Here is a 23,069-nt window from a genome sequence, read left to right as displayed (position 1 = left end):
GGACACCACGCCATGACCCTGCTCTCCCGGCTCACCGAGAACTGGCCGTCCCACTGGCCGCTGCAGCCGCTGCCGTCGCAGCGGTGGGCGGCGCAGAAGCCGACCTACGCCGGCGCGGACCCGAAGCTGATCTCGGCCGCGCTGGAGCGGGCGCAGGCACGTCCGTCGGGGAACTGGTTCGTCGTCGCCGCGAGCCGCGAGATCCGCCGCGACCGGCCGCACGGCGTCCGGGTCGGCGGGACCGAGCTCGTCGCGTGGCGGGAGGAGGACGGCACGGTCCGGGTGGGTCCCGGCGCCTGCCCGCACCTCGGTGCGCCGATGGCGCTGGCCGCCGTCGACTGCGGCGAGCTGGTGTGCCGCTGGCACGGGCTGCGCCTGGGCGCACGGTCCGGCCCGGGCTGGGCGGTGCTGCCCGTCCACGACGACGGGGTCCTGGTCTGGGTGCGGCTCGACGACCTCGGCGGCGAGGAGCCGACCGACGCCCCCGTCGTCCCGGCCCGACCGGCCGGCGCGGTGCTCGACGCCGTCACCACGCTGACCGGGGTGTGCGAGCCGGAGGACATCGTCGCCAACCGGCTCGACCCGTGGCACGGCGCCTGGTTCCACCCGTACTCGTTCCAGCGGCTGACGGTGGACTCCGCGCCCGCCGTCACCGACGTCGCCCCCGACGACGACCGGTTCCTCGTGAGCGTCACCTTCAAGGTCGGGCCGGGGCTCGGTGTGCCGGTGCGGGCGGAGTTCGTGTGCCCGGAGCCGCGCACCGTGGTCATGCGGATCGTGGAGGGCGAGGGTGTCGGGTCGGTCGTCGAGACCCACGCGACCCCGCTCGGCCCCGGCCCCGACGGGCGGCCGCGCACCGCGGTGATCGAGGCCGTCGTCGCCGGGTCGGACCGGCCCGGTTTCGCGGTGGCGACCCGGCTCGCCCCGGCGATCCGCCCGGCGATGGCCGCGGCCGCCACGAAGCTGTGGCGCGACGACCTCGACTACGCCGAGCGCCGCTACGCGCTGCGGGCGCGTTAGGTCCGCTCGAACCGCCACCGCCCGTCGAACCCGGCGTCGCGGCGCTCGACGAACGCGGCGATCCCCTCGGGGGCGTCGGTGACGAAGTTGATCGCCTGCGAGGTGGCCTCGGCGTCGAGTGCCTCGGCGAACGACGACCGGGTCGCGGCGGGCAGCATCGCTTTGTCCCTGGCCAGCGCGACCGGCGGTCCGTCCGCGAGCCGGCCGGCGATGTCGGCGACGAACGCGGGCAGCTCGTCGCCGTCGACGACCCAGGTCACCAGGCCGAGCGCGTGCGCCTCCTCGGCGCCGATCGTCTCGGCGAGCAGCGCGAGCCGCTTGGCCTGCTGCATCCCCACCAGCCGGGGCAGCAGCCAGGTCCCGCCGAAGTCCACCGACAGGCCGCGGCGGGCGAAGATCTGGGAGAACCGCGCCGCGGGGGTGGCGACGACGAGGTCGCAGCCCAGCGCGAGGTTCCACCCGGCACCGACGGCGACACCGTCGACGACCGCGACGGACGGCACCGGCAGCTCGTGCAGCGCCAGCGCGACGTCGTTGATCCGCCGCATCAGCCGGGTCGGGTGCTCGGCGTCCGCCCCGCGGGCAGCCGGGTCGAGGTCGGCGCCGCCGCAGAAGGCACCACCGGCGCCGGTGACGACGACCGCGCGGACCGCCTCGTCGACGGTGGCCCGGTGCAGCGCCTCGCCGAGGGCGTCCCACAGCGCCCGGTCGATCGCGTTGCGCCGGTGCGGGCGGTTCAGGGTGAGGGTGAGCACCGGGCCGTCGAGCCGGGTGAGCAGCACCGCGTCGGACACGCGTACCCCCTTCGTCGGGCCCATCGTCGGGCGACCGTGGTGAGCACCCTGCCACCCCCGCGGATGATGGTCACCCGTGGGCGGCCGGCACCGGGGGCGCCGGCAGCCCGCCCGGGCCGGCCCGGCGCAGTGCGCGGGGCGACTCGCCGAACCAGCGCCGCGCCGCCCGCGACAGCGCGGACTGCTCGGCCAGCCCCACCATGGCCGCGACCTGGGTGAACGGCAGGTCGGTCCGCAGGATGAGCCGCTCGGCGGTGTCCCGACGCGCCTCGTCGACGACGGTCTCGAAGGTCGTGCCCTCGGCCGCGAGGTGGCGTTGCAGGGTCCGTGGGTGCACCCGCAGCAGCCGGGCCACCGAGCCGATGCGCACCGGCCCGGTGCCCAGCGACCGGTCGACCGCGGCTCGCACCCGGTCGGTGACGGTGCGGCCTGGGCGCGCGAAATGGGTCTCCAGGTACTCGATCGCGATGGCCCGGACGGTCTCGTCCCCGCCGGCCACCGGCCTTCGCAGCAGGTCGCCGGGCACCCGCAGGACCGCGGCCGGCCGGTCGAAGCGGACCTCGGCCCCGAAGAACTCGCGGAACCGCTCCGGGGCAGGCGGTGCCTCGTGCGGCAGGTGCACCGAGCGCAGGCCGTAGGGCCCGCCGGCCAGCAGGCTCACGATCCGGTGCAGCACCCCCGTGCCGAGGTCGGCGACCTGCGGCGGGAGCGGCTCGGTGCTGCCGTACGCCACGCCGGTCACCCCCGGCACGCCCTCCGGGTCGGGCACCGCGCCGACGGTCAGCACCGGGCTGTGCACGTAGAGGTAGCGCGAGGCGCAGTCCAGGGCGGCCCCCAGCGTCGGGGACGCCTCGACGGCGACGGCCAGCGGGCCGAGGATCTCCGGGCCCTGCCGCTGCGCGAGGCGCAGCCCGAGGTCGCCGCAGCCCAGCTCGGCGGCGGCGGTCTCCAGCACCCTGGCGACCGAGCGGGTCGGGACCAGTGCGTCCGGGTCGTTGCCCTCGACGGCGTCGATCGGGATCCGGAACCGGGCGAAGAGCTCGGCGCCGTCGCCGCCCAGCTCCCCGACCAGCGCGACGAACCCGCGCAACGCCCTCGCCCGGGTGAGTGATCCGGTTCCCATGTCGCCCGAGGGTAAGTTGTTGTCGCGCCAGGTCAAGTTACTCCGGGTAGGTTTGGGGCACACTGGACCCCGGTCGACAGAGGTAGTCAGCGCGGACGCGCCCGATGAGGAGGACCACATGACCCAGGCCGGTACGACACCCGCTCCGGACGGCACCGCCGTCGAGCACCGCGACGTGATCATCGTGGGGGCCGGGCTCTCCGGTATCGGTGCGGCGGCCCGGCTGCACCAGGAGCTGCCCGGCAAGGACTACGTGATCCTGGAGGGCCGCGAGAACATCGGCGGCACCTGGGACCTGTTCCGCTACCCGGGCATCCGCTCGGACTCGGACATGTTCACCCTGGCCTACCCGTTCCGGCCGTGGCGCGAGCCGAAGTCGATCGCCGACGGCGCCGACATCCGCCGCTACATCACCGAGACCGCCCGCGAGTACGGCGTGACCGAGCGGATCCGGTTCGGCACGAAGGTCGTCGACGCCTCCTGGGACTCCACCACCGCGCGGTGGACCGTCGAGACCACCACCGCCGACGGCCCGAAGCGCTACACGTGCTCGTTCCTGTTCATGTGCTCGGGCTACTACGACTACGACCGGGGCTTCCAGCCCGAGTTCCCGGGCCGGGAGGACTTCGCCGGCACCTGGGTGCACCCGCAGTTCTGGCCGGAGGACCTGGACTACACCGGCAAGAAGGTCGTCGTCATCGGCTCCGGCGCCACCGCCGTCACCCTGATCCCGTCGCTGGCCGCCCGGGCCGGGCACGTCACCATGCTGCAGCGCTCGCCGTCGTACCTGACGGTGCTGCCCAGCAAGGACCCGGTCGCCGACCAGCTCCGCCGCTTCCTGCCCGCGAAGCTCGCGCACGCCATCCTGCGCCTGCAGTACGTGACGCTGACCCAGGCGTTCTACCAGCTCGCCCGGCGCCGCCCGGAGCGGGTGAAGAAGGTCCTGCGCGGGCTCGCCCTGAAGTTCCTCAAGGACGAGGCCTACGTCGACCAGCACTTCACCCCGAGCTACGACCCGTGGGACCAGCGCCTGTGCGTCATCCCGGAGGGCGACTTCTACAAGTCGATCAACCGTGGGGACGCCTCGGTCGTCACCGACCACATCGACCGGATCACCGCCAACGGCATCCGGCTGCGCTCCGGCGAGGAGCTGGAGGCCGACGTGATCGTGTCGGCGACCGGGCTGTCGCTGAGCCCGCTGGGCGGCATCACGATCCACGTCGACGGCGAGCAGGTGGACATCGGCAAGACCGTCACCTACCGCGGCCTGATGCTCTCGGGCATCCCGAACCTGGCGTTCTGCATCGGCTACATCAACGCGTCCTGGACGCTGCGCGCCGACCTCGTCGCCCGCTACGTGCCGAAGCTGCTGGCGCTGATGGACCGCGAGCGGATCGCGATCGCCACCCCGGCCCCGACCGTCTCGCCGGACCGCCCGCTGCTCGACATCGAGTCGAACTACGTGAAGCGCTCCGAGCACCTGTTCCCCCGCCAGGGCCGCAAGGACCCGTGGCGGCTGCACCAGAACTTCTTCCTCGACGCCGTCGGGCTCGGCCGGGCCGACCTCAAGCGGGACATGATCCTCACCCCCGCCTCGGCGCTGGGCGCCCGCGAGGCCCGCGTCCCCACCCCGACCGCGGCCGGCATCGCCGCCGACGCCACGACCGGCACCGGATCCGGCACCGCCGCCCCGGCTGCCGCACAGCAGGAGGTGGCTTCCTGATGGCCCGCTCACCGTTCCGTTTCGCCGAGGGCACCGCCGTCGTGACCGGCGCCGCCGGTGGCATGGGCGAGCACGTCGCGAAGCTCCTGGGCGAACGCGGCAGCGACCTCGTGCTCGTCGACCGCGACGGCGACCGGCTCGACACCGTCGCCGCCGCGATCCGCGCGAAGCACCCCGGCCTGTCGGTGACCACCGAGACCGTCGACCTGGCCGACCGCGAGGCCGTCGACGCGCTGGCGGCCCGGATCCTGGCCGGTCACCCGGAGATCAGGCTGCTGGTGAACAACGCCGGCGTCGCGCTCGGCGGGGACTTCGCCCGGCTGACCCTCGACGAGTTCGACTGGGTCATGGATGTCAACTTCCGCGCCCCGGTGCGGCTGACCCACGCCCTGCTGCCCGCGCTGACCGCGCGCCCCGGCGCGCACGTGGTCAACGTGTCCAGCCTGTTCGGGCTGATCGCCCCGCCGGGGCAGTCGGCGTACTCGTCGTCGAAGTTCGCGATCCGCGGCTTCTCCGAGGCGCTGCGCGCCGAGCTCGCCCAGGTCGGCGCGAGCGTCACCACGGTGCACCCGGGCGGCATCCGGACCGGGATCGCCGCGAGCGCCCGGGTCGGGGTGAACATCCCGGCCGAGGAGGCCGAGCGGGGGAAGAAGGACTTCGAGAAGCTGCTGACCTTCCCCGCCGAGAAGGCCGCCGAGCTGATCGTCGACGCCATCGAGAAGCGCCGCCCGCGGCTGCTCATCGGGATCAGCGCCAAGGTCCCGGACCTGCTGGCCCGGCTCGCCCCGGCGAACAGCATCCGGATCTTCGCGAAGATCGTCGGTGCCTCGGGGAACGCGAAGGCGGCGAAGTCGGCGAAGTCGGCGCGATCGGCGGGGGCGCGATGACCGTCCCGCAGCCCCGCTTCGTCGACGTCGGGGGCACCCGGATCCGGGTCCGCGAGTCCGGTGACCCGGCCGGTGAGCCGGTCCTGCTGCTGCACGGGATCGGCCGGAGCATCGAGGACTGGGACCCGCAGCACGAGTTCCTGTCCCGGTACCGGGTGGTCGCGGTCGACCTGGCCGGGTTCGGTCACTCCGACCGGGTGCCCGGCCCGGCGACGCTGGAGAAGCTCGCCGACACCGCGCTCGCCACCCTCGACGCGCTCGGCGAGACCCGGCCGGCGCACGTCATGGGCAACTCGCTCGGCGGCGCCGTCGCGCTGCTGATCTCCACCCGGCACCCGGAGCGCGTCGTCTCGCTGGTGCTGGCCGACCCGGCCGGGTTCGGGGCCGAGGTGACGCCCGCGCTGCGGGTCATCGGGGTGCCGCTGCTCGGCCGGTTCCTGCTGGGCCACCTCGACGCCGCGGCCGCCCGACGCTCGGAGCGGTCCCTGTTCGTCGACGGCTCCCTGGTCACCGACGAGCGGGTCGCCCGCGCCGTGGAGATCGCGCGGCGGCCGGAGTTCGCGCAGACCTTCGCCGAGGTCGCGGCCGAGCTGGGCACCGTCCGCGGCGTCCGCCCGGGCTGGCGGCGGGCGCTGCTCGACGCGTTCGCCCGCGCGCCGAAGCCGACGCTGGTCGTGTGGGGCGAGCGGGACCTGATCCTGCCCGCGGCCCAGCTGCGGGCGGCGAGCCGGCTCCCGCAGGTCACGACGCACGTGTTCGGCCGGGTGGGGCACATGCCCCAGATCGAGGTGCCCGCCGCGTTCGCGACGCTGGCCCTGGACCACCTCGCCCGGGCGGGACAGCAGGCCGGCATCCCCGGCGACACCCGCGCCGGCACCCGGTAGCCCGGGCCCGGGCCGGTCGGGCCCGGGCCCGGTCGGCCGGGTCCGGGCTCGTCCGGCGGCCGCGCGCCCCGCCGCGCGACGGACCCGTTCCGGCCGTAGCGTCGGGTTCATGCGGATCGCCCCCTGGCTGGCCGCCCTGGTCACGCTGCCCCTGCTCGCCGCCTGCGACACCGGCCCCAACCCGGTGACCAACGCGTTGTCCGGCGCCGAGGCCCCGGTCGCCGCGGCGGGTGCGGGCCTGGTGCCGGTCCCGGTGTCGGTGCCGCCCGGGGCCGCGACCGCCCCGTTCGACGAACCCCGCGACGCACTCGTCCCGGCCGGCTGGACGATGTCGGTGTTCGCCCGCGTCCCGAACGCCCGGCTGGCCGTGTGGAGCCCCGACGGTGAGCTGCTCGTCTCGGTGCCCGACGACGGCCGGGTGCTGGCGCTGTCGCGCACCGGTGCGCAGCGGCCGCTGCTGACCGGGCTCACCCAGCCGCACGGGCTGGCGTTCTCCCCGGACGGCACGACCCTCTATGTCGCCGAGTCGAACCAGGTGTCCGCCTTCACCTGGGCCGGCGGCGCGGCGACCGGGCGGCGGGTCGTCGTCCCCGGCCTGCCCGACGCCAACTCCCCCGACCTGCGCGGCGCCTACGGCCACGAGCTGAAGTCGGTCACCGTCGGCCCGGACGGCGCGGTCTACGTCTCGGTCGGCTCGACCGGCAACATCTCGGTCGCCGACCGCGACGCCACTCCCCCGCGCGCGTCGATCCTGCGGATGCCGCCCACCGGCGGGCCCGCCGCGCCGTTCGCGACCGGCGTCCGCAACGGCACCGGGCTGGCCACCGCCCCCGACGGCTCGGTCTGGACCGCGGTGAACGGCCGCGACAACGTGCCCTACCCCTACGACCGGCCCTACGGCGACGACACCGGCTCGTCCTTCGGGAAGGTCGTCGACGCCTACGTGACCGACCACCCGGCCGAGCCGCTGGCCCGGCTCACCCCGGGCCGCGAGCTGGGCTGGCCGTTCTGCAACCCGGATCCGGACACCGACCCGGGTGTCGCGGGGTCCGCGCAGGACTTCACCGACGTCGCACTGGTCGCCGACGCCGAGCTCAACCCCGGCGGGCGCGCGATGGACTGTGCGGCGCTGGCCCCGATGGAGCAGTCGTTCCCGGCGCACTCGGCTCCGCTGGGGCTGTCCTTCACCGAGGGCGTACTGCCCGCGCCGTACGCGGCCGGAGCGCTGGCCGGGGTGCACGGCTCCTGGAACGCGGACCCGCCGCGGGCACCGGAGGTGTCGTTCTTCCCGTGGCGGGACGGTGCCCTGGGCGCGCAGCAGACCCTGGTCGGCGGGTTCCAGGACCCGTCGGGAGCGCGCTGGGGCCGGCCGGTCGCGGCCGTCGCCGGGCCGGACGGAGCGGTCTACGTGACCGACGACGACGCCGGTGCGGTCTACCGGGTGGCCCCGCCCGGACGGTGAGTGCCCGCCGTGACCGGGGCCGCAGTCGGCCCCGGCCGTCTCCGGCACCGCGATAGGTTCTGCCGGGCACCCGAGGGCGGATGCCCGGGGGGTGCGGGCGGATGCGGATCGTGGACTGGGCCGGCGACGACGAGGGCGGCCCGACGGTGGTCCTGCTGGACCAGCGCGCGCTGCCCGCCGCGACCCGGCACCTGTACCTGCGCACCGTCGACGAGCTGATCGAGGCGATCCGGTCGCTGGCCGTGCGCGGCGCCCCGAGCCTGGGCATCACCGGCGCCTACGGGGTCGCGCTGGCCGCGCACCTGCACGGCACCGCGACGCCGGTCGCCGTCGCCGCGGTACGGGCCGCGGCCGAGCGGATCGCGGTCGCCCGGCCCACCGCCGTCCCGCTGGGACTGGGGGTCGCGAGCGCCCTGGAGGCGCTCGACGGCGGACCGGCCGCGGTGCTGGCACGGGCACGGGCCGTGGCTGCGGAGGCCGCCCGGGTCAACGCCGCGGCGACCGACCGGGCCGCGGACCTGGCGCAGGAGCTGTGCCCGGACCGCCCACTGCGGGCGCTGACCGTGTGCAACACCGGCCCGCTGGCCACCGGCGACGGCGGCACCGCGCTGGGGGCGATCCTGCGGCTCCACGAGCGCGGCGCGCTGGCCGAGGTGCTGGCGTGCGAGACGCGCCCGCTGCTGCAGGGCGCGCGGCTGACCGTGTGGGAGCTCGCCGCGGCCGGGGCGCCGCACCGGCTGTGCGTCGACTCGGCGGGCCCCGCGGCGATCGCCTCGGGACTGGTCGACGCGGTGTTCGTCGGGGCCGACCGGATCGCGGCCAACGGCGACGTCGCGAACAAGATCGGGACCTACATGCTGGCCTGCGCCGCGGCCCGGTCCGGGGTCCCGTTCCTGGTGGTCGCGCCGGAGGAGACGATCGACCCGCACACCCCGACCGGCGCGGACATCGTCGTCGAGCAGCGGGGAGCCGACGAGGTCCGCGAGCACGGCGGCACCCTGCTCACCCTGCCCGGGACCCCGGTCTACAACCCGGCGTTCGACGTGACGCCGTTCGACCTGGTGACCGCGATCGTCACCGAGGAGCGGGCGTGGGGGCCGGGGTCGTCGCCCGCACCCTCGCCCGCTGGGCGGCGAACCGCCGGCGCACCGCGCTGATCTCGGCGTCGGGCAGCAGCCGCGGCTCGCCGACGGCGCGGGCGCGCAGCCAGACGTCGCAGAGCCACTCCAGCTGGCGGGCGCCGTCGTAGGCGGCACCGAGGGTCTCGCCGAGCACGAGCGTGCCGTGGTTGCCGAGGACGACGGCGGTGGACTCCCCCAGCGCGGCGAGTGCGTTGTCGACCAGCTCGCGGCTACCGAACGGCGCGTACTCCGACACCCGCACGCCCTCGCCGAACATCGCGAGCTGGTAGTGCACGGCCGGGACGTGGTCGGACAGCGTCGACAGGGCGACCGCCGCCGGGGAGTGGGTGTGGACGACGGCGCCCGTCCCCGGCCGGGCCTGCGCGGCCACGTGCAGCCCCAGCTCGCTGGTCGGCTCCCGGGTGCCCGCGACGACCGTGCCCGCCCCGTCGACGAGCACGACGTCCGCCGCGGTCATCGTCTCGTAGTCCACTCCGGACGGGGTGACCGCGATCAGGTCGCCGGTGCGCAGCGACAGGTTCCCCGAGGTGCCGACGACCAGGCCGTCGCGGACCATCCGGCGGGACCACGTGCACAGCAGCTCGCGGGCGGGGGTGTGGTCGTGGGGCACCCCGCCACGATCCCACGCCCACCCCGACCGGGGGTCACACCTCCGGGTCGATCCGCCCTCGTCGGGGCGCGCCGGGTGGCCGCGGGGCCGCACGATCGTCGCACCGCGGACACCGGCCGGGCCGGGACGCCACGCGGAGGGCGGTAGGACCCCGACCGCGCCGGTTCCCGGCGCAGGAAGCGAGCACATCGTGAGGACCGCCCTGCGTGCCGCCACCACCGCGGCAGGCGCCGTCGCCGCCGCACTCGCACTGGCCGCCGTGACCGCCGGGACCGCGTCGGCGCAGCCCGCCCCGCCCACCGAGCCGCCGCTGACCCCGGCCGACCAGGCCGCGCAGCTGGCCTGTCTGCAGAAGTACCTGGACTTCGGGGCGCTGCCGGCGCAGTCGCTGGCGGACCCGGTGGCGTTCTCGGCGCTGGTCACCAAGGCAGCCCAGGAGTGCGACGCCGTCCGCGCACCGGCCACACCGGCCGCGCCCACCGCCCCGGTGGCGGGGGCCTGACCGCGGGTCAGAGCAGGTCGCTGCGGCTGAGCACCCCGACCAGCACGTCGTCGGCGTCGACGACCGGGACGACCCGGAACCCGCGCCGGGACAGCAGGTCCTCGGCGTCGGTGAGCGGGTCGTCCGGCTGCACCGTCTCGACGTCGCGGGTCATCACCTCCGACACGGTGCGGGCCCGCAGCCGCCGGCCCCCGTCCAGGGAGCCGTGCATGAGGTCGGCCTCGGAGACGATGCCGAGCAGGTGGTCCCGGTCGTCGACGACCGGGACGGCGGTGAACCGGTAGGACAGCAGGACCTCGGCGGTCTCGTCGAGGGCCAGCTCCGGCGGGATCGCGACCAGCCCGCCGTCGGTCATCACGTCCGAGACCCGCAGCGACGACGTCGGCCGGCCCCGCGCGGGGCCATCGCCTCGGGCAGCGGTGCGACCGGGAGGACACCGCCGATCCGGCGGGCGGTGCGCCGCAGCCGTCCCCCGGAGTGCCGGTGCCGCAGCAGGTCGCTGCGGGTGATCACGCCGACCAGGACTCCCTTGTCGACGACCGGGACGAGCCGCAGCTCGCCGTAGACGCGCATCCGGTGCGCGACGATCGAGACGTTCGTCGTCGGGAGCACCGACACGACCTGCTCGGTCATCGCGTCGCCGACGACGGCGTGCGGGTCGTCGCGGTGCCGCAGCACGTCCACCAGCGAGATCACCCCGACCAGGGAGAACCGGCGGTCGACGACGGGCAGGGCGGAGAACCGGGACTCGGCCATCCGCTCCTGCGCCCGCGCCAGCGGTGCGTCCGCCCAGATCGTGACGACGCGTTCGGTCATGACATCACGAGCACGCACCACCATGGACGCACCGTAACCACGGCGGCGTCGCGTCCGCCATCGTTCACCGTTCGAGGTGGCCGAACCGGTGCCGGGTGCGACTGACCGCCTGCTCGCGCAGCACGGTGAGCATCTCCCGGCGGCCGTCGAGCACCACCGGGGTGTCCACGACGGAGGCGCCCACCTCGGCGGCGGCCGCCCGCAGACCCTCGGGCACGGTGCCCAGGGCCCGGATCCGCTCGCCCGCGACGGGGACGAGGCCGTCGCCGCCGTGCACCCCGCCGGGGACCTCGCCCGGCGGGATCCCCGGCCCGTGCAGCCGTACCGGCACCCCCGCCGTGGCCGCGGCGAGCAGCACCCGCAGGACGTCGGCGCGGGCGGTGCCGGTGCCGCACCACAGCGTCGCCGACGGGGCGGGCCGGTAGCGGAACACGTTGGACTCCGCGGCCAGCCCGGTCGGGTCGTGCTCGACCCCGAACTCGGTGTCCCACGCGCGGGCGTCGGCGGCGGCGGCGCGGGCGAGACGGTCGCGGGCGGCCGGGTCCAGGTCGGCCGCGGCGGCCAGCACGCGGTCGGCGGCCGGGCCGGAGGTCGGGCCCGGTGCGGGGAGGTCGCCGTCGTGCCAGGTGCCGAACTGGGCGACGTAGTTCGGTCCGCCGGGCTTGGCGCCCGGGCCCAGCACCGAGCCCTTCCAGCCGCCGAAGGACTGGCGCTGCACGATCGCGCCGGTGATGTGCCGGTTGACGTAGGCGTTGCCGACCTCGACGCGGTCGAGCCAGTGCGCGATCTCGTCGTCGTCGAGGGAGTGGATGCCGCCGGTGAGACCGAAGCCGGTGTCGTTCTGCCAGGCGATCGCCTCGTCGAGGTCGCGGGCGGCCATCAGGCCGAGCACCGGGCCGAAGCACTCGGTGCGGTGGAACCAGCTGCCCGGCGAGACCCAGGCCCGCACGCCCGGCGTCCACACCGTCTCGGAGACCCGGCGTGGGCGCACCAGCCACCGCTCCCCCGGCTCCAGCGTGGTGAGCGCGCGGTGCAGCTTCGCCGAGGGCGCCTCGATCAGCGGGCCCATGGTCGTCGCGAGGTCGGTGCCGGGGCCGACGCGCAGGGTGCTGACGGCGTCGACGAGCTGACGGCGCAGCCGCCTCCCGACGGCCGAGCCGGTCGCGGCCGGACCGACCAGGATGGCCAGCGACGCCGCGGAGCACTTCTGCCCGGCGTGGCCGAACGCCGAGCGCACGAGGTCGGCGACGGCGAGGTCCGGGTCGGCGGCGGGGGTGATGACCAGCGCGTTCTTGCCGCTGGTCTCCGCGAGGAGGTTCAGGTCCGGCCGCCAGGACCGGAACAGCGCGGCGGTCTCCGAGGAGCCGGTCAGCACGACCCGGTCGATCGCGGGGTGGGTGACGAGCCGGCGTCCGGCGTCGGCCTCGTCGGTGGGCAGCAGCGCCAGCGCGTCGCGCGGGATCCCGCCGCGGTGCAGCGCGGCCACCCCTGCCTCGGCGCACGCGCGGACCTGCGGGGCGGGCTTGAGCAGCACCGGGGCGCCGGCGGCGAGCGCGGCCAGGCAGCCACCGAGCGGGATCGCGACCGGGAAGTTCCAGGGCGGGGTCACCGCGACGACCCGGTCCGGGGTGAACGCGGCGCCGTCGAGCTCGGCAGCGCGCTCGGCGTAGTAGGCGGCGAAGTCGACGGCCTCGGAGATCTCGGGATCGGCCTCGGCGACGGTCTTGCCCGCCTCGTGCAGCATCACCGACAGCAGCGTCCCGCGGGCTGCGGCCAGTGCGCGGGCGGCGCGGCGCAGCGTCGCGGCCCGCTCCGCGGCGGGGACCTCGCGCCAGCCGCAGGTGCGGGCGCGCTCGACCGCGGCGTCGACCGCGGCCGGGTCGGTGACGACCGGGACCTCCGAGCGCGCGACGACGGTCGTCGCGGCGCGGCGGGCCCACTCGCGGTTCGCGGGAAGCGACGGGTCGGTGTCGGGCTCGGCGCGGAACCCGCGCGGCACGGGGTCCCCCGGCAGCGGGCCGTCGGTACCGACCGGCGCGGACACGGTGCGGTCCTGGGTGCGGCGCGGGGTGGCGGCGACGGCGTCGCGGTCGCGCACCGAGGCGAGGAACCGCTCCTGGTAGCTCGCTGGGCCGCCGGAGTCGGGGGCGAAAAGTGTGTACAGGTATCCCTCCGGCGAGGCGTTCTCCTCCAGCCGCCGGACCAGGTAGGACACCGCGGTGTCGAAGTCACCGCGGTGCACGACGGGGGTGTAGAGCACCAGCTGCGAGCCCGGCCCGGACTCCGGCAGGTCACCCGCGACGGCGTCGGCGAACGCGGGGGCCATGCCCTGCAGCATCTCCAGGTCCAGCTGGGGCCGGACACCGCGGGCCTCGGCCAGTTCCAGCGCGAGCGCGACGTGGTGGAGGTGGTGCGACGCGATGCCCAGGCGCATCCCGTCGGCGTGCGGGCCGCCGATGCCGCGGTCGAGGAGCCGGACGTAGTTGGCGTCGACCTCGGCCTTGGTGGCGTAGGGGGCCTGCGGCCAGTCGTGCAGCTCGGCGTCGACCCGTTCTATGGCCAGGTTCGCGCCCTTCACCAGACGCACCTTGATCGGGGCTCCGCCCGCGGCGGCGCGGCGGGTGGCGAACTCCCCGAGCTCGTCGAGCGCGGCGACGGAGTCGGGCAGGTAGGCCTGCAGGACGATGCCGGCGGGCAGGTCGTGGAACTCCGGGCGTGCCAGCAGCGTCGTGAACAGCGCGATGGTCAGATGGAGGTCCTTGTACTCCTCCATGTCGAGGTTCACGAACACGCCGTGCTCGCGGGCGGCCCGGTAGAGCGGCAGCAGCCGGTCCACGAGCAGGTCCCGGCTGCCCCCGAGGTCCCACGGCACGAGCTGCGCGACGACCGAGGACGCCTTCACCGAGACGTGGTCCACGCCAGGCCGGCGCACCAGCGCGATCGTGCGGGCGAGGCGACGGTCGGCCTCGTCGCGGCCGAGGACCGCCTCGCCGAGCAGGTTGAGGTTCAGCCGGTGTCCGTCGCGGCGGGCCGCGGCGAGCCGCCGGTCCAGGCCCCGCCCGCCGGCGTCGACGATCAGGTGCCCGACCAGGCTGCGCAGCCGCGACCGCGCCGCGGGCACGACGACGTGCGGCAGCGCCGTCGCCAGCCGGCCGCCGGCCCGCAGCAGCAGCCGGTCGGTACCGGCGACGAACGCCGGCAGTGCGGCGCCCGCCCCGGCGAGCCGGGCCAGCTCGCGGGCCGCAACCCGGTCGTCGGCGGGACGGGCGACGCGGTCGACGAAGCGCAGGGTGAAGTCGACGCCTGCGGGGTCGTGCATCAACGCGGCCAGCCGCTGCGTCGGGTCGGTACCGCGGCCGGCGCCGGTGGACGGGGAGGTGCCGGTGCGCGCGGTCCAGCGGCGCACACGGTCGACGGCGCGCGCGGTCAGCGCGTCGTCGAGGGCGGGGACGGGGTGGGTGGGGTGCACGCTCACCGGCCCAGTCTGGACCCACTGTCAGGACCGTGTCACGTCGACGGTGCTGACCGGTGCCGGCCCCTTCGGTGACGACCGCGGTCAGGACTCGGTGAGGTCGGTGTCGGGCAACGGCCCGAGCAGGGCGAACGCGTCCAGGTAGGGCTCGACGTCACCGCGCTCGGTCCAGGCCCGCAGCTGCGCCGCCGACCGGCGGGTCATCAGGGCCCTGGCCAGCTCGAAGTCCGGGGCCCGCACGACGACCGCGGCCCCCGCCTCGTCGCCTGCGGACACCCAGCGGCGGCCGTCGCCGATCAGCGCGATCGGTGCCCGGTCGCCGAGCGCGGCGGCGAACCGGTCCAGGAACCGGTCCATGACCGCGTAGAGGCCGGGGGTGTGCTGTCCGCCGGGCTCGCGCAGCGCACCGCGCAGGTCCTGCTCGTGGATGATCACGTCGCCGAGCGGGCGGGTGGTGTTCGCCGCCATCCAGTCGCGCAGCGGGCCGGTCAGCGACTCCCACTCCGCGACGAGTGCGGTCACGTCGTGGTCGCGCCGTTCCCGCACCTGCCGGCTCGTCCACTCCTCGTTGTGGTCGTCGGGCTCGTCGCCGCGCACCACGTCGGCACCCAGACCGACCATGTGCGAGAACAGGTCGCGCACCGTCCAGTCCGGGCAGGCCGGGACGGTCAGCTCCGTGCGCTCGGGTGGCAGGTCCCGCACCAGGTCGACGACCCGGCGCTGCGCCCGGGCCCACTCCTCGATCTCGTCGATGCCGCTCACGGGCACCGATCCCATCACGACCGGGGTTCCCGCGCCGCTCCCCTGGGTGTTTTGCCTGGACCGGACACGGGCACCTGGGGATCATCGAACCGGACACGACGGCGAGGACGGTCACGGCGACTCCGCCGGACGACACCGCCGGCATCGGGGACCACCCGGTGCGTCGGTGAGGAGAGGACGAGCGTGAGCAGCCCACCCCCGTACCCGGGTCAGCCCGGGGACCCGCAGGACCCGAACAACCTGGACCAGCCGACCCGGCAGAACCAGCCCTACGACGGGCAGCCCCACGGCGAGCACCCCGGCGCCCAGCCCCACGGCGAGCACCCCGGCGCCCAGCCCTACGGCGGGCAGCAGCAGAGTCAGCAGCAGTACGGCCAGCAGCCGTACGGGCAACAGCCCTACGGCCAGCAGCAGTACGGTGACCAGCAGTACGGCCAGCAGCCCTACGGCGCACAGGGCCACGACCAGGCCGCCTACCCGGACCGCCCGGCCGCCGGGCCCCCGGGGTGGCCGCAGGGCGGGGCGCCGGCGACCCCACCGCGCAACGGCGTCGGGATCGCCGCGCTGGTGCTCGGCATCCTGGCCGTGCTGCTCGGGTTCTTCCTGATCGGTGCCCTGTTCGGTGTCGTCGCGGTCGCGCTGGGCATCCTCGGGATCAGCCGGGCGTCCAAGGGCGCCGCCACCAACCGCGGTGTCGCGATCGCCGGGCTCGTCCTCGGCGTCGTCGGCATCGTCATCGCGATCGCCGTCGTCGCGTTCGGCGTGAGCGTGTTCAACCAGGTCGGCGGTAGCGAGTACGTCAGCTGTGTGCAGCAGGCCGGCAACGACCAGTCCGCGATCGCGCAGTGCCAGCAGGACTTCGAGGGCCGCATCGAGGGGCAGTTGGACCAGGACGGCAACTGAGCCCGTTCCCGCGGGCCCCCGGCCGGTCACCGGTCAGGCGGGCCCGCGGTTCGCGGTGTGGAACGCGCCGCCGCGTGGAACGCACCCCCCGCACCGAACGCCAGCCGGGCGAACCGCTCCCCCATCCGCACGTGCGCCTCCGGACACGGGTGCAGCCGGTCGGGCAGCGGCAGCTCGGCCGCGTCGTCCTCGCCGTAGAGCTCCCGGCCGTCGAGGAGGGCCAGTGCCGGGTCCTCCGGGGTGCGGTCGGCCACGATCCGGGCCAGCTCCTCGCGGATCACCGACAGCGTCAGCTGCCCCGCCGCGACCCCGGCCGGGTCGCCGGTCGCGCGGAACAGCAGCCGCCCGTCGACGACCTCCGGCGCCCCCGGGCCCGGGGTGTGCTCGTGGATCGGGCACAGCACCGGCGACACCACCAGCAGCGGGGTGTCCGGGTGGCCGTCGCGGATCGTGTCGAGGAACCCGTGCACGGCCGGTGCGAACGCACGCCGGCGCATGAGGTCGGCGTTGACGATGTTGATCCCGATCTTGACGCTGATCATCGCGGCCGGGGCGTCGCGCAGAGCGCGGGCGACGAACGGGTCCAGCATCGCGCTGCCGGAGAACCCCAGGTTGACCAGCTCGACACCGGCGGCGCGAGCGGCGAGCGCCGGCCAGGTGGTGCTGGGCCCCGCGGCGTTGCTGCCCTGGCTGATCGAGCTCCCGTGGTGCAGCCACACCGGGCGCCCACCGGGCGGGACGACGGCGACCGGCGCGTCGGTGCGCAGCGCGACGACCTCGGTGATCTCGTTGTGCGGCAGCCAGATCTCGACGATCGCGTCGTGGCCGGGCAGGGTGAACCGCACCGGGCCGGGTGCGCCGTCGGTGACCGTGACCTGTCCGGTCGCCGGGTCGGTCATGAGGAGCTTCCCGCCGGAGGTCGTGGCACTGCCCATCGGCCGGCCGTCGACGAGCAGGTCGTAGGCGCCGTCGGGCCGCAGCGGGGCTCCGACGAGCCCGATCCGGGTGCGCAGGGTCTCCAGCTCGACCGTCCGCGCGGCGGTGCGGAACACGACACGGACCCCGGACGGCTGGCTCTGCGCCCCGGCCAGCTGCGGGTCGCCGTTGCGGGCGCGGGCGGGGGCGGGGAGCCGCTGCGGGAGCAGGCCACGCTCGCCGTCGACGGCGTCGAGGACGCCGTGCAGCAGCTCGGGCCCGATCGGGGTGGTGATCACTCCGGCAGCCTGGCACGCACGCGGCCGCCGTTCATCCCGGAATCGGACGGCGCCCGTGGAGGGTCCTGCCGGTGACCGCCCCGGGCGCGTGACCCAGGATGACCGGGTGACTGCGACCGAGGACGAGCGCACGGCGGCCGACGACCGCGCGCACACGGGGGTGGAGCGCGTGCTGGTGATCGCCGCGCACCCCGACGACATCGACTTCTCCTGCAGCGGCACCGTCGCGGTGTGGACCGCGGCCGGCGTCGCGGTGACCTACTGCCTGGTGACCGACGGCGACGCGGGCGGGTTCGACCCGGCCGTGCCGCGCAGCGACATCGCGGGCATCCGCCGGGCCGAGCAGACCGCCGCGGCCGCCGTGGTGGGCGTCTCCGACCTGGTGTTCCTCGGCCACCCCGACGGGCGGCTGACCGTCACCCTGGAGCTGCGCCGCGACCTGGCGCGGGTGATCCGGCAGGTCCGCCCGGACCGGGTCCTCGTGCCGCAGCCGGTGCGCGACCTGCGCAGCATGTACGGCAGCCACCCCGACCACACCGCGACCGGCGAGGCCGCCCTGTGCGCGGTCTACCCCGACGCGCGCAACCCCTACGCCTTCCCCGAGCTGGCCGAGGCCGGGTACGAGGCGCACACGGTCGGCGAGGTGTGGATCATGGGCCCGGCCCCGGCCGACGACCCGGAGGGGGCGCGGCACGTCGACATCACCGACACCATCGACGTGAAGATCGCGGCGCTGCGCGCGCACGAGAGCCAGACCGCCCACATGAACGACCTGGAGGACATGATCGGGCAGTGGTCCGAGTCGCTGGCGAAGCGGGCCGGGTTCCCGCCCGGTCGGCTCGTGGAGTCCTTCCACGCACTCGACACGCGCTGAGGCCACCGGGGCCCAGGGGCCGGTCGGTCAGATCGCGGCCGCCGTGTCGGCGCCGGGCGTGGACCGGTCCGCTCGCTGGGCCGCACCCGCCGCGAGGTCCAGCGCCTCGGCGGGGCGCAGGGCGTGCCGCTCGCGGATGCTCATCTCCAGCTGCGGGGCGAACCCCGCACCGCAGCGTTCGAGCAGCCGGGCCACACCCGGGCGGAGGTTCACCAGCCGCAGCCGCACACTGGCCGGGAGCTCGTCGGCGGCGTGCACGAGGCTGACCGCACCGGCGACGTCGACGAACCGCAGCGCGGACAGGTCCGCGGTCAGCGTGCCCTCCCCGACGTCGCCGCGCACGACCTGGTCGATCAGTCCGGCCAGCACGCGGCGGACCTGGGGGCGGTTGGCGTGGTCGACCTCGCCGGCCAGCCGGATCCGGGCCGGCCCGGTCTCGGTGACGCGCAGCAGGCTGTCGTCGTGGAGCGGGGTGGCGGTCAGCTCGGCGGGGTGCCGGGCGCGCATCGTCGCGATGAGCTCGTCGGGGTAGCGCAGGTGGTCGTAGACGCACAGCACGCGCAGCGGCTGGTCGCGGACGGCGTCGTCGAGCCTGCGGTCGTACTCGTCGAGCACCTGCCCGCCGGGCCGGCGCAGGCCGTGGTCGGTCTGGCCGCTGACCCGCAGCCCCGCCCAGCCGTCGTCCAGGGCGGAGGTGAGGTGGTGCGCCACCAGCCCGGTCAGCTCCTCGAGCGGGCCGCGCAGGGCGGCGCGGGTGACCTCGCCCGGGACGAGCCGGAACTGCCCGGACCGCAGCGGGCCGGTGACGTCGACGCCGTCGTCGGTCAGGCGGGAGAGGACCAGACCTGCGGTGTCGTCGTCGAGGTAGACGACCCGCTCCCCCGCCGCGAGCCCCTCGGCCAGGAACGCGGCGACGTCCTCGGCGAGCTGCTCGTCGCTGACCGGCACGGTCAGCACGTGTCGGTGCGGGACCCGTACCGGTGCGGTCACACATCACCCCCGTCATGGCGTCCCCTCGGTCCCCCGGCGGGTGTGACGCTGCGTGCACGATAGGTGATCACCGATCCCGTGGCGACCCGACGCTGTTGTTCAGGCGTGCCGAGGCGTAGAGTTAGCCGGACCGAACTCCAGGGTTCGGGGCGTACTGTGCGAGTCGGTGGCACGGGCGCCGACCAGGAGGTGGACGCCATGTTCCGAGCCGCTCCGCAGTCGCGGACGACCGAGGTGCGCGCGGTCGTGCTCGCCGGGGTGCTGATGGTCCTGCTGGCCGTCGCCACGATCGTCTCGGTGTCGCTGGCCCCCACCTCCGTCACCCTGGTCCTGGCCGCCGCCGCGCTGGCCGTCCGGCCGCTGGTCGTCGCCCACCTGCGGCGCAGTGCCCACGACGAGCGGGTCGCCGCGCGCCGCTGAGGCGACCTACGGTGGGGGTCCGCGACCCGAGGAGCCCCATGACGACCGTCGGTGAAGCCGGCTGGCAGGTGCTGACCGCCCACGGCATCGACACCGTGTTCGGCAACCCCGGCTCCAACGAGCTGCCCTTCCTGGCGGCGATGCCCGACGGGGTGCGCTACGTGCTGGGTCTGCACGAGGGCGCGGTGCTGGGCATGGCCGACGGCTACGCCCTGGCCTCCGGCGGCCCGGCCCTGGTCAACCTGCACGCGGCGTCCGGGTCGGGCAACGCGATGGGCGCGCTCACCAACGCCGTCTACTCCCACTCCCCGCTCGTGCTCACCGCGGGCCAGCAGGTGCGGTCGACCGTCGGCCAGGAGGTCATGCTGACCAACGTGGACGCCACCGCCCTGCCGCGTCCGCTGGTCAAGTACTCCGCCGAACCCGCGTCGGCCCAGGACGTCCCGCGGGCGCTGTCCCAGGCGGTGCACACCGCGCTGCTGGCCCCACGAGGCCCGGTCTACCTCTCGATCCCCTACGACGACTGGTCCCGCGAGGCCGGCCCGGACGCCGCGCACCTGCCGTCGCGACGCACGACCACCGCCGCCGAGCTGGGTGAACGGGCGGTCGCCGAGCTGGCCGGGGCACTGGCCGGGGCGGCGAACCCGGTCCTGGTGCTGGGTCCGCAGGTCGACGCGGACCGGGCGAACGGCCACGCCGTCGCCCTGGCCGAGCGGCTCGCCTGCCCGGTGTGGATCGCGCCGTCGGCGTCGCGCTGTCCGTTCCCGACCCGGCACCCGGCGTTCCGCGGGATCCTCCCGGCGTCGGTGCGCGACGTGTCCGACCGGCTGGCCGGGCACGACGTCGTGCTCGTCGCGGGTGCGCCGGTGTTCCGCTACCACCAGTGGGTCCCCGGTGACCTGCTGCCGGCGGGCTCCCGGCTGCTGCACCTGACCGCGGATCCGGCCGAGGCCGCGCGGGCCCCGATGGGCGAGGCCTGGGTCGGCCCGGTCGGTCCGGCGCTGGCCGCGCTCGCCGGGCGGGTGCCCGCCTCGGGGCGGGTGCCGCTGCCGCCCCGGCCGGCACCGCCCGCCCCGCAGGGCGCCGCGGACCACGTCCCGCCGCAGCAGCTGTTCGCGCTGGTCCGGGACGCGGCACCGGCCGGGACCGTGCACGTGTGCGAGTCCACCTCGACGATCGACGACTTCGTCACCCAGGCCGACCTGACCGAGCCGGGCAGCTACCTGTTCCCCGCGTCCGGTGGTCTCGGGTTCGGGCTGCCCGCCGCGGTCGGCGCGCAGCTGGCCCACGGCGACGCGCGCCGGGTGGTCGCACTCGTCGGCGACGGGTCCGCCAACTACGGCATCACCGCGCTCTGGACGGCGGCGCAGTACCGGGTGCCGGTGGTCGTCGTGATCCTGCGCAACGGGACCTACGGTGCGTTGCGCGGCTTCGCCGAGCTGCTGGGCACCGGCGAGACACCGGGCCTGGACGTCCCCGGGATCGACTTCGTGCGGATCTCCGAGGGCTACGGCGTGCCCGCGGTGTCGGTGCGGGACGCCGCCTCCGCCGCGGCGGCGCTGAAGGAGGCCTTCGCCGACGACGGCCCCCGGCTCATCGAGGTCGTGACGGCGCCGGGCGTGGCGTAGGCCGGCGTAGGGCCGGCGCCGTCCCTCACACCGCGGCGAGCGCGGCGTAGCGGCCCGCGTCGGCGAGCAGCTCGTCGTGGCTGCCGGACTCGACGATCCGGCCGTGGTCGACGACGGCGATCCGGTCGGCGTCGCGCACGGTCGTGAGCCGGTGCGCGATGGTGATCGTCGTGCGGCCGTGGGCCAGCGCGTCGAACGCGGCCTGCACCGCCCGCTCGGTACGGGTGTCCAGCGCACTGGTGGCCTCGTCGAGGACCAGCACCTTCGGGTCGCGCAGCAGCGTGCGGGCGATCGCGATCCGCTGCTTCTCCCCGCCGGAGAACCGGTGCCCGCGTGAGCCGACGACGGTGTCGTAGCCCTCGGGCAGCGAGACGATCAGGTCGTGGACCTGCGCGGCGCGGGCGGCGGCCTCGATCTCGGCGTCGGTGGCGTCCGGGCGGGCGTGGCGCAGGTTCTCCCGCACGGTGGCGTGCAACAGGTAGGTGTCCTGCCCGACGACGCCGACGATCCGGGTCAGGTCGGCCGCGGCCATGTCGCGCAGGTCGATCCCGTCGATGGTCACCCGGCCCGCGGTCGGGTCGTGCAGCCGGGACACGAGCCCGGCCAGGGTGGTCTTGCCCGACCCGGTCTCCCCGACCAGGGCCAGCGTGGTGCCCGCGGGGACGTCGAGGTCGATGCCGGCGACGGCGGCGGCGTCGCTGCCCGGGTAGACGAAGGTGACGTCCTCGATCCGCACGTGCCCGCGGACGCGGTCGTGGTCGACAGCGACGGGATGCTCGGGCTCGGGCACGTCGGTGGTCAGGTCGAGGTAGGAGAAGATCCGCTCGAACAGCGCCAGCGAGGCGACGATCTGCACGCCGACGCTCAGCATGCCCATGACCGGGCGGAACAGCCCGCCCTGCAGCGCGGTGAACGCCACGAGGGTGCCGATGCTCATCGTCCCGGCGGCGAACGGCAGCCCGGCGGCGAGGTAGATGGCGGCCGGGACGGCGGCGAACACGACCTGGGTGACGGCCATCGTCCAGCGTCCGGCGAGCTGGGAGCGCAGCTCCAGCCCGATCAGCCGGGACGAGGACTCGGCGAACCGGCGGCTCAGCTCCGGGCCGCTGCCCAGGGTCTTGGACAGGGCGATCCCGTCGACGGACAGGTTCTCCTCGACCGCGACGCTCAGGTCGGCGAGCTCGCGCTGCTGGGCCGCGGTGATCGCGCGGCGGGTGCGGGCGACCCGCCGGGTCAGCAGGATCGCCGGGGGCAGCACGACCAGGGACACCAGTGTGAGCTGCCAGGACAACGCGGTCATCGCGACCAGGGTGGCGACGGTGGTGGTCAGGTTCGACGCGACCGAGGTGGCGGTGCTGGTGACCACCGACTGCATGCCGCCGATGTCGTTGGTGATCCGCGACTGCACCTCCCCGGTGCGGGTGCGGGTGAAGAACGCCAGGCTCTGGCGCTGCAGGTGGGCGAAGACGCCGGTGCGCAGCCCGTGCATGACCTCCTGCCCGATGCGGGTGGAGATCCAGGTCTGGGCGACGCCGAGGGCGGCGGTGACCGCGGCGACCGCGACCATGCCCGCGGCCAGCCAGGCGAGCAGGGTGACGTCGCGCTCGGGCAGGGCGACGTCGATGACCTCGCGGAGCAGGAACGGCGAGGCCATTCCCACGATCGAGGACGCCACGATCGTCACGACGACGACCGTGAGCGGGCCCCGGTGCGGGGCGAACAGTGCGCCGATGCGGCGCAGCGAGACCGCGCGCGCCTGCTCCCGTTCCTCGGGGGTGGCGGTGCGGGTGTCCGGCCGTCCGGGCCGGTTCGGGGGTCGGGTGTCCAAGGGGTCTCCTCCGGG

At 75.5% G+C, this 23,069-nt stretch carries 21 protein-coding genes; 11 read left to right on the top strand and 10 right to left on the bottom strand.

Annotation, left to right across the window (positions count from 1 at the left end):
• Positions 1-12 precede the first annotated feature (12 nt).
• Positions 13-1,020 carry a DUF5914 domain-containing protein gene (locus Ae717Ps2_RS12135; RefSeq protein ID WP_020622461.1) on the top strand — a complete coding sequence of 336 codons (1,008 nt, stop codon included), beginning with the start codon at positions 13-15 and terminating at the stop codon, positions 1,018-1,020.
• Here Ae717Ps2_RS12135 and Ae717Ps2_RS12130 read toward each other — a convergent pair.
• Positions 1,017-1,838 (bottom strand): enoyl-CoA hydratase/isomerase family protein, encoded by an 822-nt coding sequence (locus tag Ae717Ps2_RS12130; protein WP_075333388.1) that lies wholly within the window; start codon positions 1,836-1,838, stop codon positions 1,017-1,019. The genes Ae717Ps2_RS12135 and Ae717Ps2_RS12130 overlap by 4 nt on opposite strands.
• A gap of 46 nt (positions 1,839-1,884) precedes the next feature.
• Positions 1,885-2,937, bottom strand: coding sequence for an AraC family transcriptional regulator ligand-binding domain-containing protein (locus Ae717Ps2_RS12125; protein WP_075306551.1), 1,053 nt, complete (start codon positions 2,935-2,937; stop codon positions 1,885-1,887).
• Between the two features lie 118 nt (positions 2,938-3,055).
• On the opposite strand from Ae717Ps2_RS12125, the gene Ae717Ps2_RS12120 reads away from it, so the two are divergent.
• From Ae717Ps2_RS12120 to mtnA, 5 genes are all read left to right on the top strand, one after another.
• Entirely contained in the window at positions 3,056-4,660 is a 1,605-nt protein-coding gene (locus Ae717Ps2_RS12120; protein WP_075306552.1) for an NAD(P)/FAD-dependent oxidoreductase, read from the top strand.
• Positions 4,660-5,547, top strand: a complete 888-nt coding sequence (locus Ae717Ps2_RS12115) for an SDR family oxidoreductase (RefSeq protein ID WP_075306553.1) — start codon at positions 4,660-4,662, stop codon at positions 5,545-5,547. The genes Ae717Ps2_RS12120 and Ae717Ps2_RS12115 overlap by 1 nt, the downstream gene beginning before the upstream one ends.
• Positions 5,544-6,431 carry an alpha/beta fold hydrolase gene (locus Ae717Ps2_RS12110; protein ID WP_075333387.1) on the top strand — a complete coding sequence of 296 codons (888 nt, stop codon included), beginning with the start codon at positions 5,544-5,546 and terminating at the stop codon, positions 6,429-6,431. The genes Ae717Ps2_RS12115 and Ae717Ps2_RS12110 overlap by 4 nt, the downstream gene beginning before the upstream one ends.
• 109 nt (positions 6,432-6,540) lie before the next feature.
• Entirely contained in the window at positions 6,541-7,893 is a 1,353-nt protein-coding gene (locus Ae717Ps2_RS12105) for a sorbosone dehydrogenase family protein (RefSeq protein WP_075333386.1), read from the top strand.
• A 101-nt stretch (positions 7,894-7,994) separates the two neighbouring features.
• On the top strand, positions 7,995-9,050 hold the full coding sequence (gene mtnA / locus Ae717Ps2_RS12100; protein ID WP_083695889.1) for an S-methyl-5-thioribose-1-phosphate isomerase: 1,056 nt from the start codon (positions 7,995-7,997) through the stop codon (positions 9,048-9,050).
• On the opposite strand, the gene Ae717Ps2_RS12095 is transcribed toward mtnA, so the two are convergent.
• Positions 8,968-9,645 (bottom strand): class II aldolase/adducin family protein, encoded by a 678-nt coding sequence (locus Ae717Ps2_RS12095; RefSeq protein ID WP_075306556.1) that lies wholly within the window; start codon positions 9,643-9,645, stop codon positions 8,968-8,970. The genes mtnA and Ae717Ps2_RS12095 overlap by 83 nt on opposite strands.
• A gap of 190 nt (positions 9,646-9,835) precedes the next feature.
• On the opposite strand from Ae717Ps2_RS12095, the gene Ae717Ps2_RS12090 reads away from it, so the two are divergent.
• On the top strand, positions 9,836-10,147 hold the full coding sequence (locus tag Ae717Ps2_RS12090; RefSeq protein WP_075306557.1) for a hypothetical protein: 312 nt from the start codon (positions 9,836-9,838) through the stop codon (positions 10,145-10,147).
• A gap of 7 nt (positions 10,148-10,154) precedes the next feature.
• Here Ae717Ps2_RS12090 and Ae717Ps2_RS37325 read toward each other — a convergent pair whose 3' ends face one another.
• From Ae717Ps2_RS37325 to Ae717Ps2_RS12070, 4 genes are all read right to left on the bottom strand, one after another.
• On the bottom strand, positions 10,155-10,502 hold the full coding sequence (locus Ae717Ps2_RS37325; protein ID WP_075333385.1) for a CBS domain-containing protein: 348 nt from the start codon (positions 10,500-10,502) through the stop codon (positions 10,155-10,157).
• Positions 10,502-10,987: an HPP family protein gene (locus tag Ae717Ps2_RS12080; protein WP_083702341.1), complete on the bottom strand. Its 486-nt coding sequence runs from the start codon at positions 10,985-10,987 to the stop codon at positions 10,502-10,504. The genes Ae717Ps2_RS37325 and Ae717Ps2_RS12080 overlap by 1 nt, the downstream gene beginning before the upstream one ends.
• Positions 10,988-11,027: 40 nt before the next feature.
• Positions 11,028-14,438, bottom strand: coding sequence for a bifunctional proline dehydrogenase/L-glutamate gamma-semialdehyde dehydrogenase (locus Ae717Ps2_RS12075; RefSeq protein WP_075333383.1), 3,411 nt, complete (start codon positions 14,436-14,438; stop codon positions 11,028-11,030).
• An 81-nt stretch (positions 14,439-14,519) separates the two neighbouring features.
• Positions 14,520-15,197: a maleylpyruvate isomerase family mycothiol-dependent enzyme gene (locus tag Ae717Ps2_RS12070; protein ID WP_233147531.1), complete on the bottom strand. Its 678-nt coding sequence runs from the start codon at positions 15,195-15,197 to the stop codon at positions 14,520-14,522.
• A 183-nt stretch (positions 15,198-15,380) separates the two neighbouring features.
• Between Ae717Ps2_RS12070 and Ae717Ps2_RS35155 the strand changes: the two genes are divergently transcribed.
• Entirely contained in the window at positions 15,381-16,100 is a 720-nt protein-coding gene (locus Ae717Ps2_RS35155; protein WP_083702340.1) for a DUF4190 domain-containing protein, read from the top strand.
• Positions 16,101-16,126: 26 nt separating this feature from the next.
• Here Ae717Ps2_RS35155 and Ae717Ps2_RS12060 read toward each other — a convergent pair whose 3' ends face one another.
• Entirely contained in the window at positions 16,127-17,314 is a 1,188-nt protein-coding gene (locus Ae717Ps2_RS12060; RefSeq protein ID WP_075306560.1) for an SGNH/GDSL hydrolase family protein, read from the bottom strand.
• A 106-nt stretch (positions 17,315-17,420) separates the two neighbouring features.
• On the opposite strand from Ae717Ps2_RS12060, the gene Ae717Ps2_RS12055 reads away from it, so the two are divergent.
• The gene (locus tag Ae717Ps2_RS12055) at positions 17,421-18,188 is read left to right on the top strand and encodes a PIG-L deacetylase family protein (RefSeq protein WP_075306561.1); all 768 of its coding nucleotides are present in this window, start codon (positions 17,421-17,423) and stop codon (positions 18,186-18,188) included.
• A gap of 27 nt (positions 18,189-18,215) precedes the next feature.
• Here the strand turns inward: Ae717Ps2_RS12055 and Ae717Ps2_RS12050 are convergent, their stop codons facing one another.
• Positions 18,216-19,178 (bottom strand): MEDS domain-containing protein, encoded by a 963-nt coding sequence (locus Ae717Ps2_RS12050; protein WP_075306562.1) that lies wholly within the window; start codon positions 19,176-19,178, stop codon positions 18,216-18,218.
• A gap of 198 nt (positions 19,179-19,376) precedes the next feature.
• Between Ae717Ps2_RS12050 and Ae717Ps2_RS12045 the strand changes: the two genes are divergently transcribed.
• Together Ae717Ps2_RS12045 and mdlC are read left to right on the top strand one after the other, a co-directional pair.
• Positions 19,377-19,598 (top strand): hypothetical protein, encoded by a 222-nt coding sequence (locus tag Ae717Ps2_RS12045; RefSeq protein WP_139318721.1) that lies wholly within the window; start codon positions 19,377-19,379, stop codon positions 19,596-19,598.
• A gap of 38 nt (positions 19,599-19,636) precedes the next feature.
• Positions 19,637-21,226: a benzoylformate decarboxylase gene (gene mdlC / locus Ae717Ps2_RS12040; RefSeq protein ID WP_075306563.1), complete on the top strand. Its 1,590-nt coding sequence runs from the start codon at positions 19,637-19,639 to the stop codon at positions 21,224-21,226.
• Positions 21,227-21,251: 25 nt separating this feature from the next.
• On the opposite strand, the gene Ae717Ps2_RS12035 is transcribed toward mdlC, so the two are convergent.
• A complete protein-coding gene (locus Ae717Ps2_RS12035; RefSeq protein WP_020623806.1) occupies positions 21,252-23,054 on the bottom strand; it encodes an ABC transporter ATP-binding protein in 1,803 nt (600 codons plus the stop codon).
• Positions 23,055-23,069: the final 15 nt, after the last annotated feature.

This window comes from Pseudonocardia sp. Ae717_Ps2, assembly GCF_001932475.1.
In the GTDB taxonomy this organism is placed as follows: Bacteria; Actinomycetota; Actinomycetes; order Mycobacteriales; family Pseudonocardiaceae; genus Pseudonocardia.
The sequence above is the reverse complement of the archived record's forward strand: the minus strand, read 5'-3'. Positions and strand labels throughout refer to the sequence as shown.

Coding starts and splice junctions, on each gene's coding strand:
- Ae717Ps2_RS12135 (WP_020622461.1), top strand. CDS start 13: ATGACCCTGCTCTCCCGGCTCACCGAGAACTGGCCGTCCCACTGGCCG.
- Ae717Ps2_RS12130 (WP_075333388.1), bottom strand. CDS start 1,838: ATGGGCCCGACGAAGGGGGTACGCGTGTCCGACGCGGTGCTGCTCACC.
- Ae717Ps2_RS12125 (WP_075306551.1), bottom strand. CDS start 2,937: ATGGGAACCGGATCACTCACCCGGGCGAGGGCGTTGCGCGGGTTCGTC.
- Ae717Ps2_RS12120 (WP_075306552.1), top strand. CDS start 3,056: ATGACCCAGGCCGGTACGACACCCGCTCCGGACGGCACCGCCGTCGAG.
- Ae717Ps2_RS12115 (WP_075306553.1), top strand. CDS start 4,660: ATGGCCCGCTCACCGTTCCGTTTCGCCGAGGGCACCGCCGTCGTGACC.
- Ae717Ps2_RS12110 (WP_075333387.1), top strand. CDS start 5,544: ATGACCGTCCCGCAGCCCCGCTTCGTCGACGTCGGGGGCACCCGGATC.
- Ae717Ps2_RS12105 (WP_075333386.1), top strand. CDS start 6,541: ATGCGGATCGCCCCCTGGCTGGCCGCCCTGGTCACGCTGCCCCTGCTC.
- mtnA (WP_083695889.1), top strand. CDS start 7,995: ATGCGGATCGTGGACTGGGCCGGCGACGACGAGGGCGGCCCGACGGTG.
- Ae717Ps2_RS37325 (WP_075333385.1), bottom strand. CDS start 10,502: ATGACCGACGGCGGGCTGGTCGCGATCCCGCCGGAGCTGGCCCTCGAC.
- Ae717Ps2_RS12080 (WP_083702341.1), bottom strand. CDS start 10,987: ATGGTGGTGCGTGCTCGTGATGTCATGACCGAACGCGTCGTCACGATC.
- Ae717Ps2_RS12045 (WP_139318721.1), top strand. CDS start 19,377: ATGTTCCGAGCCGCTCCGCAGTCGCGGACGACCGAGGTGCGCGCGGTC.
- mdlC (WP_075306563.1), top strand. CDS start 19,637: ATGACGACCGTCGGTGAAGCCGGCTGGCAGGTGCTGACCGCCCACGGC.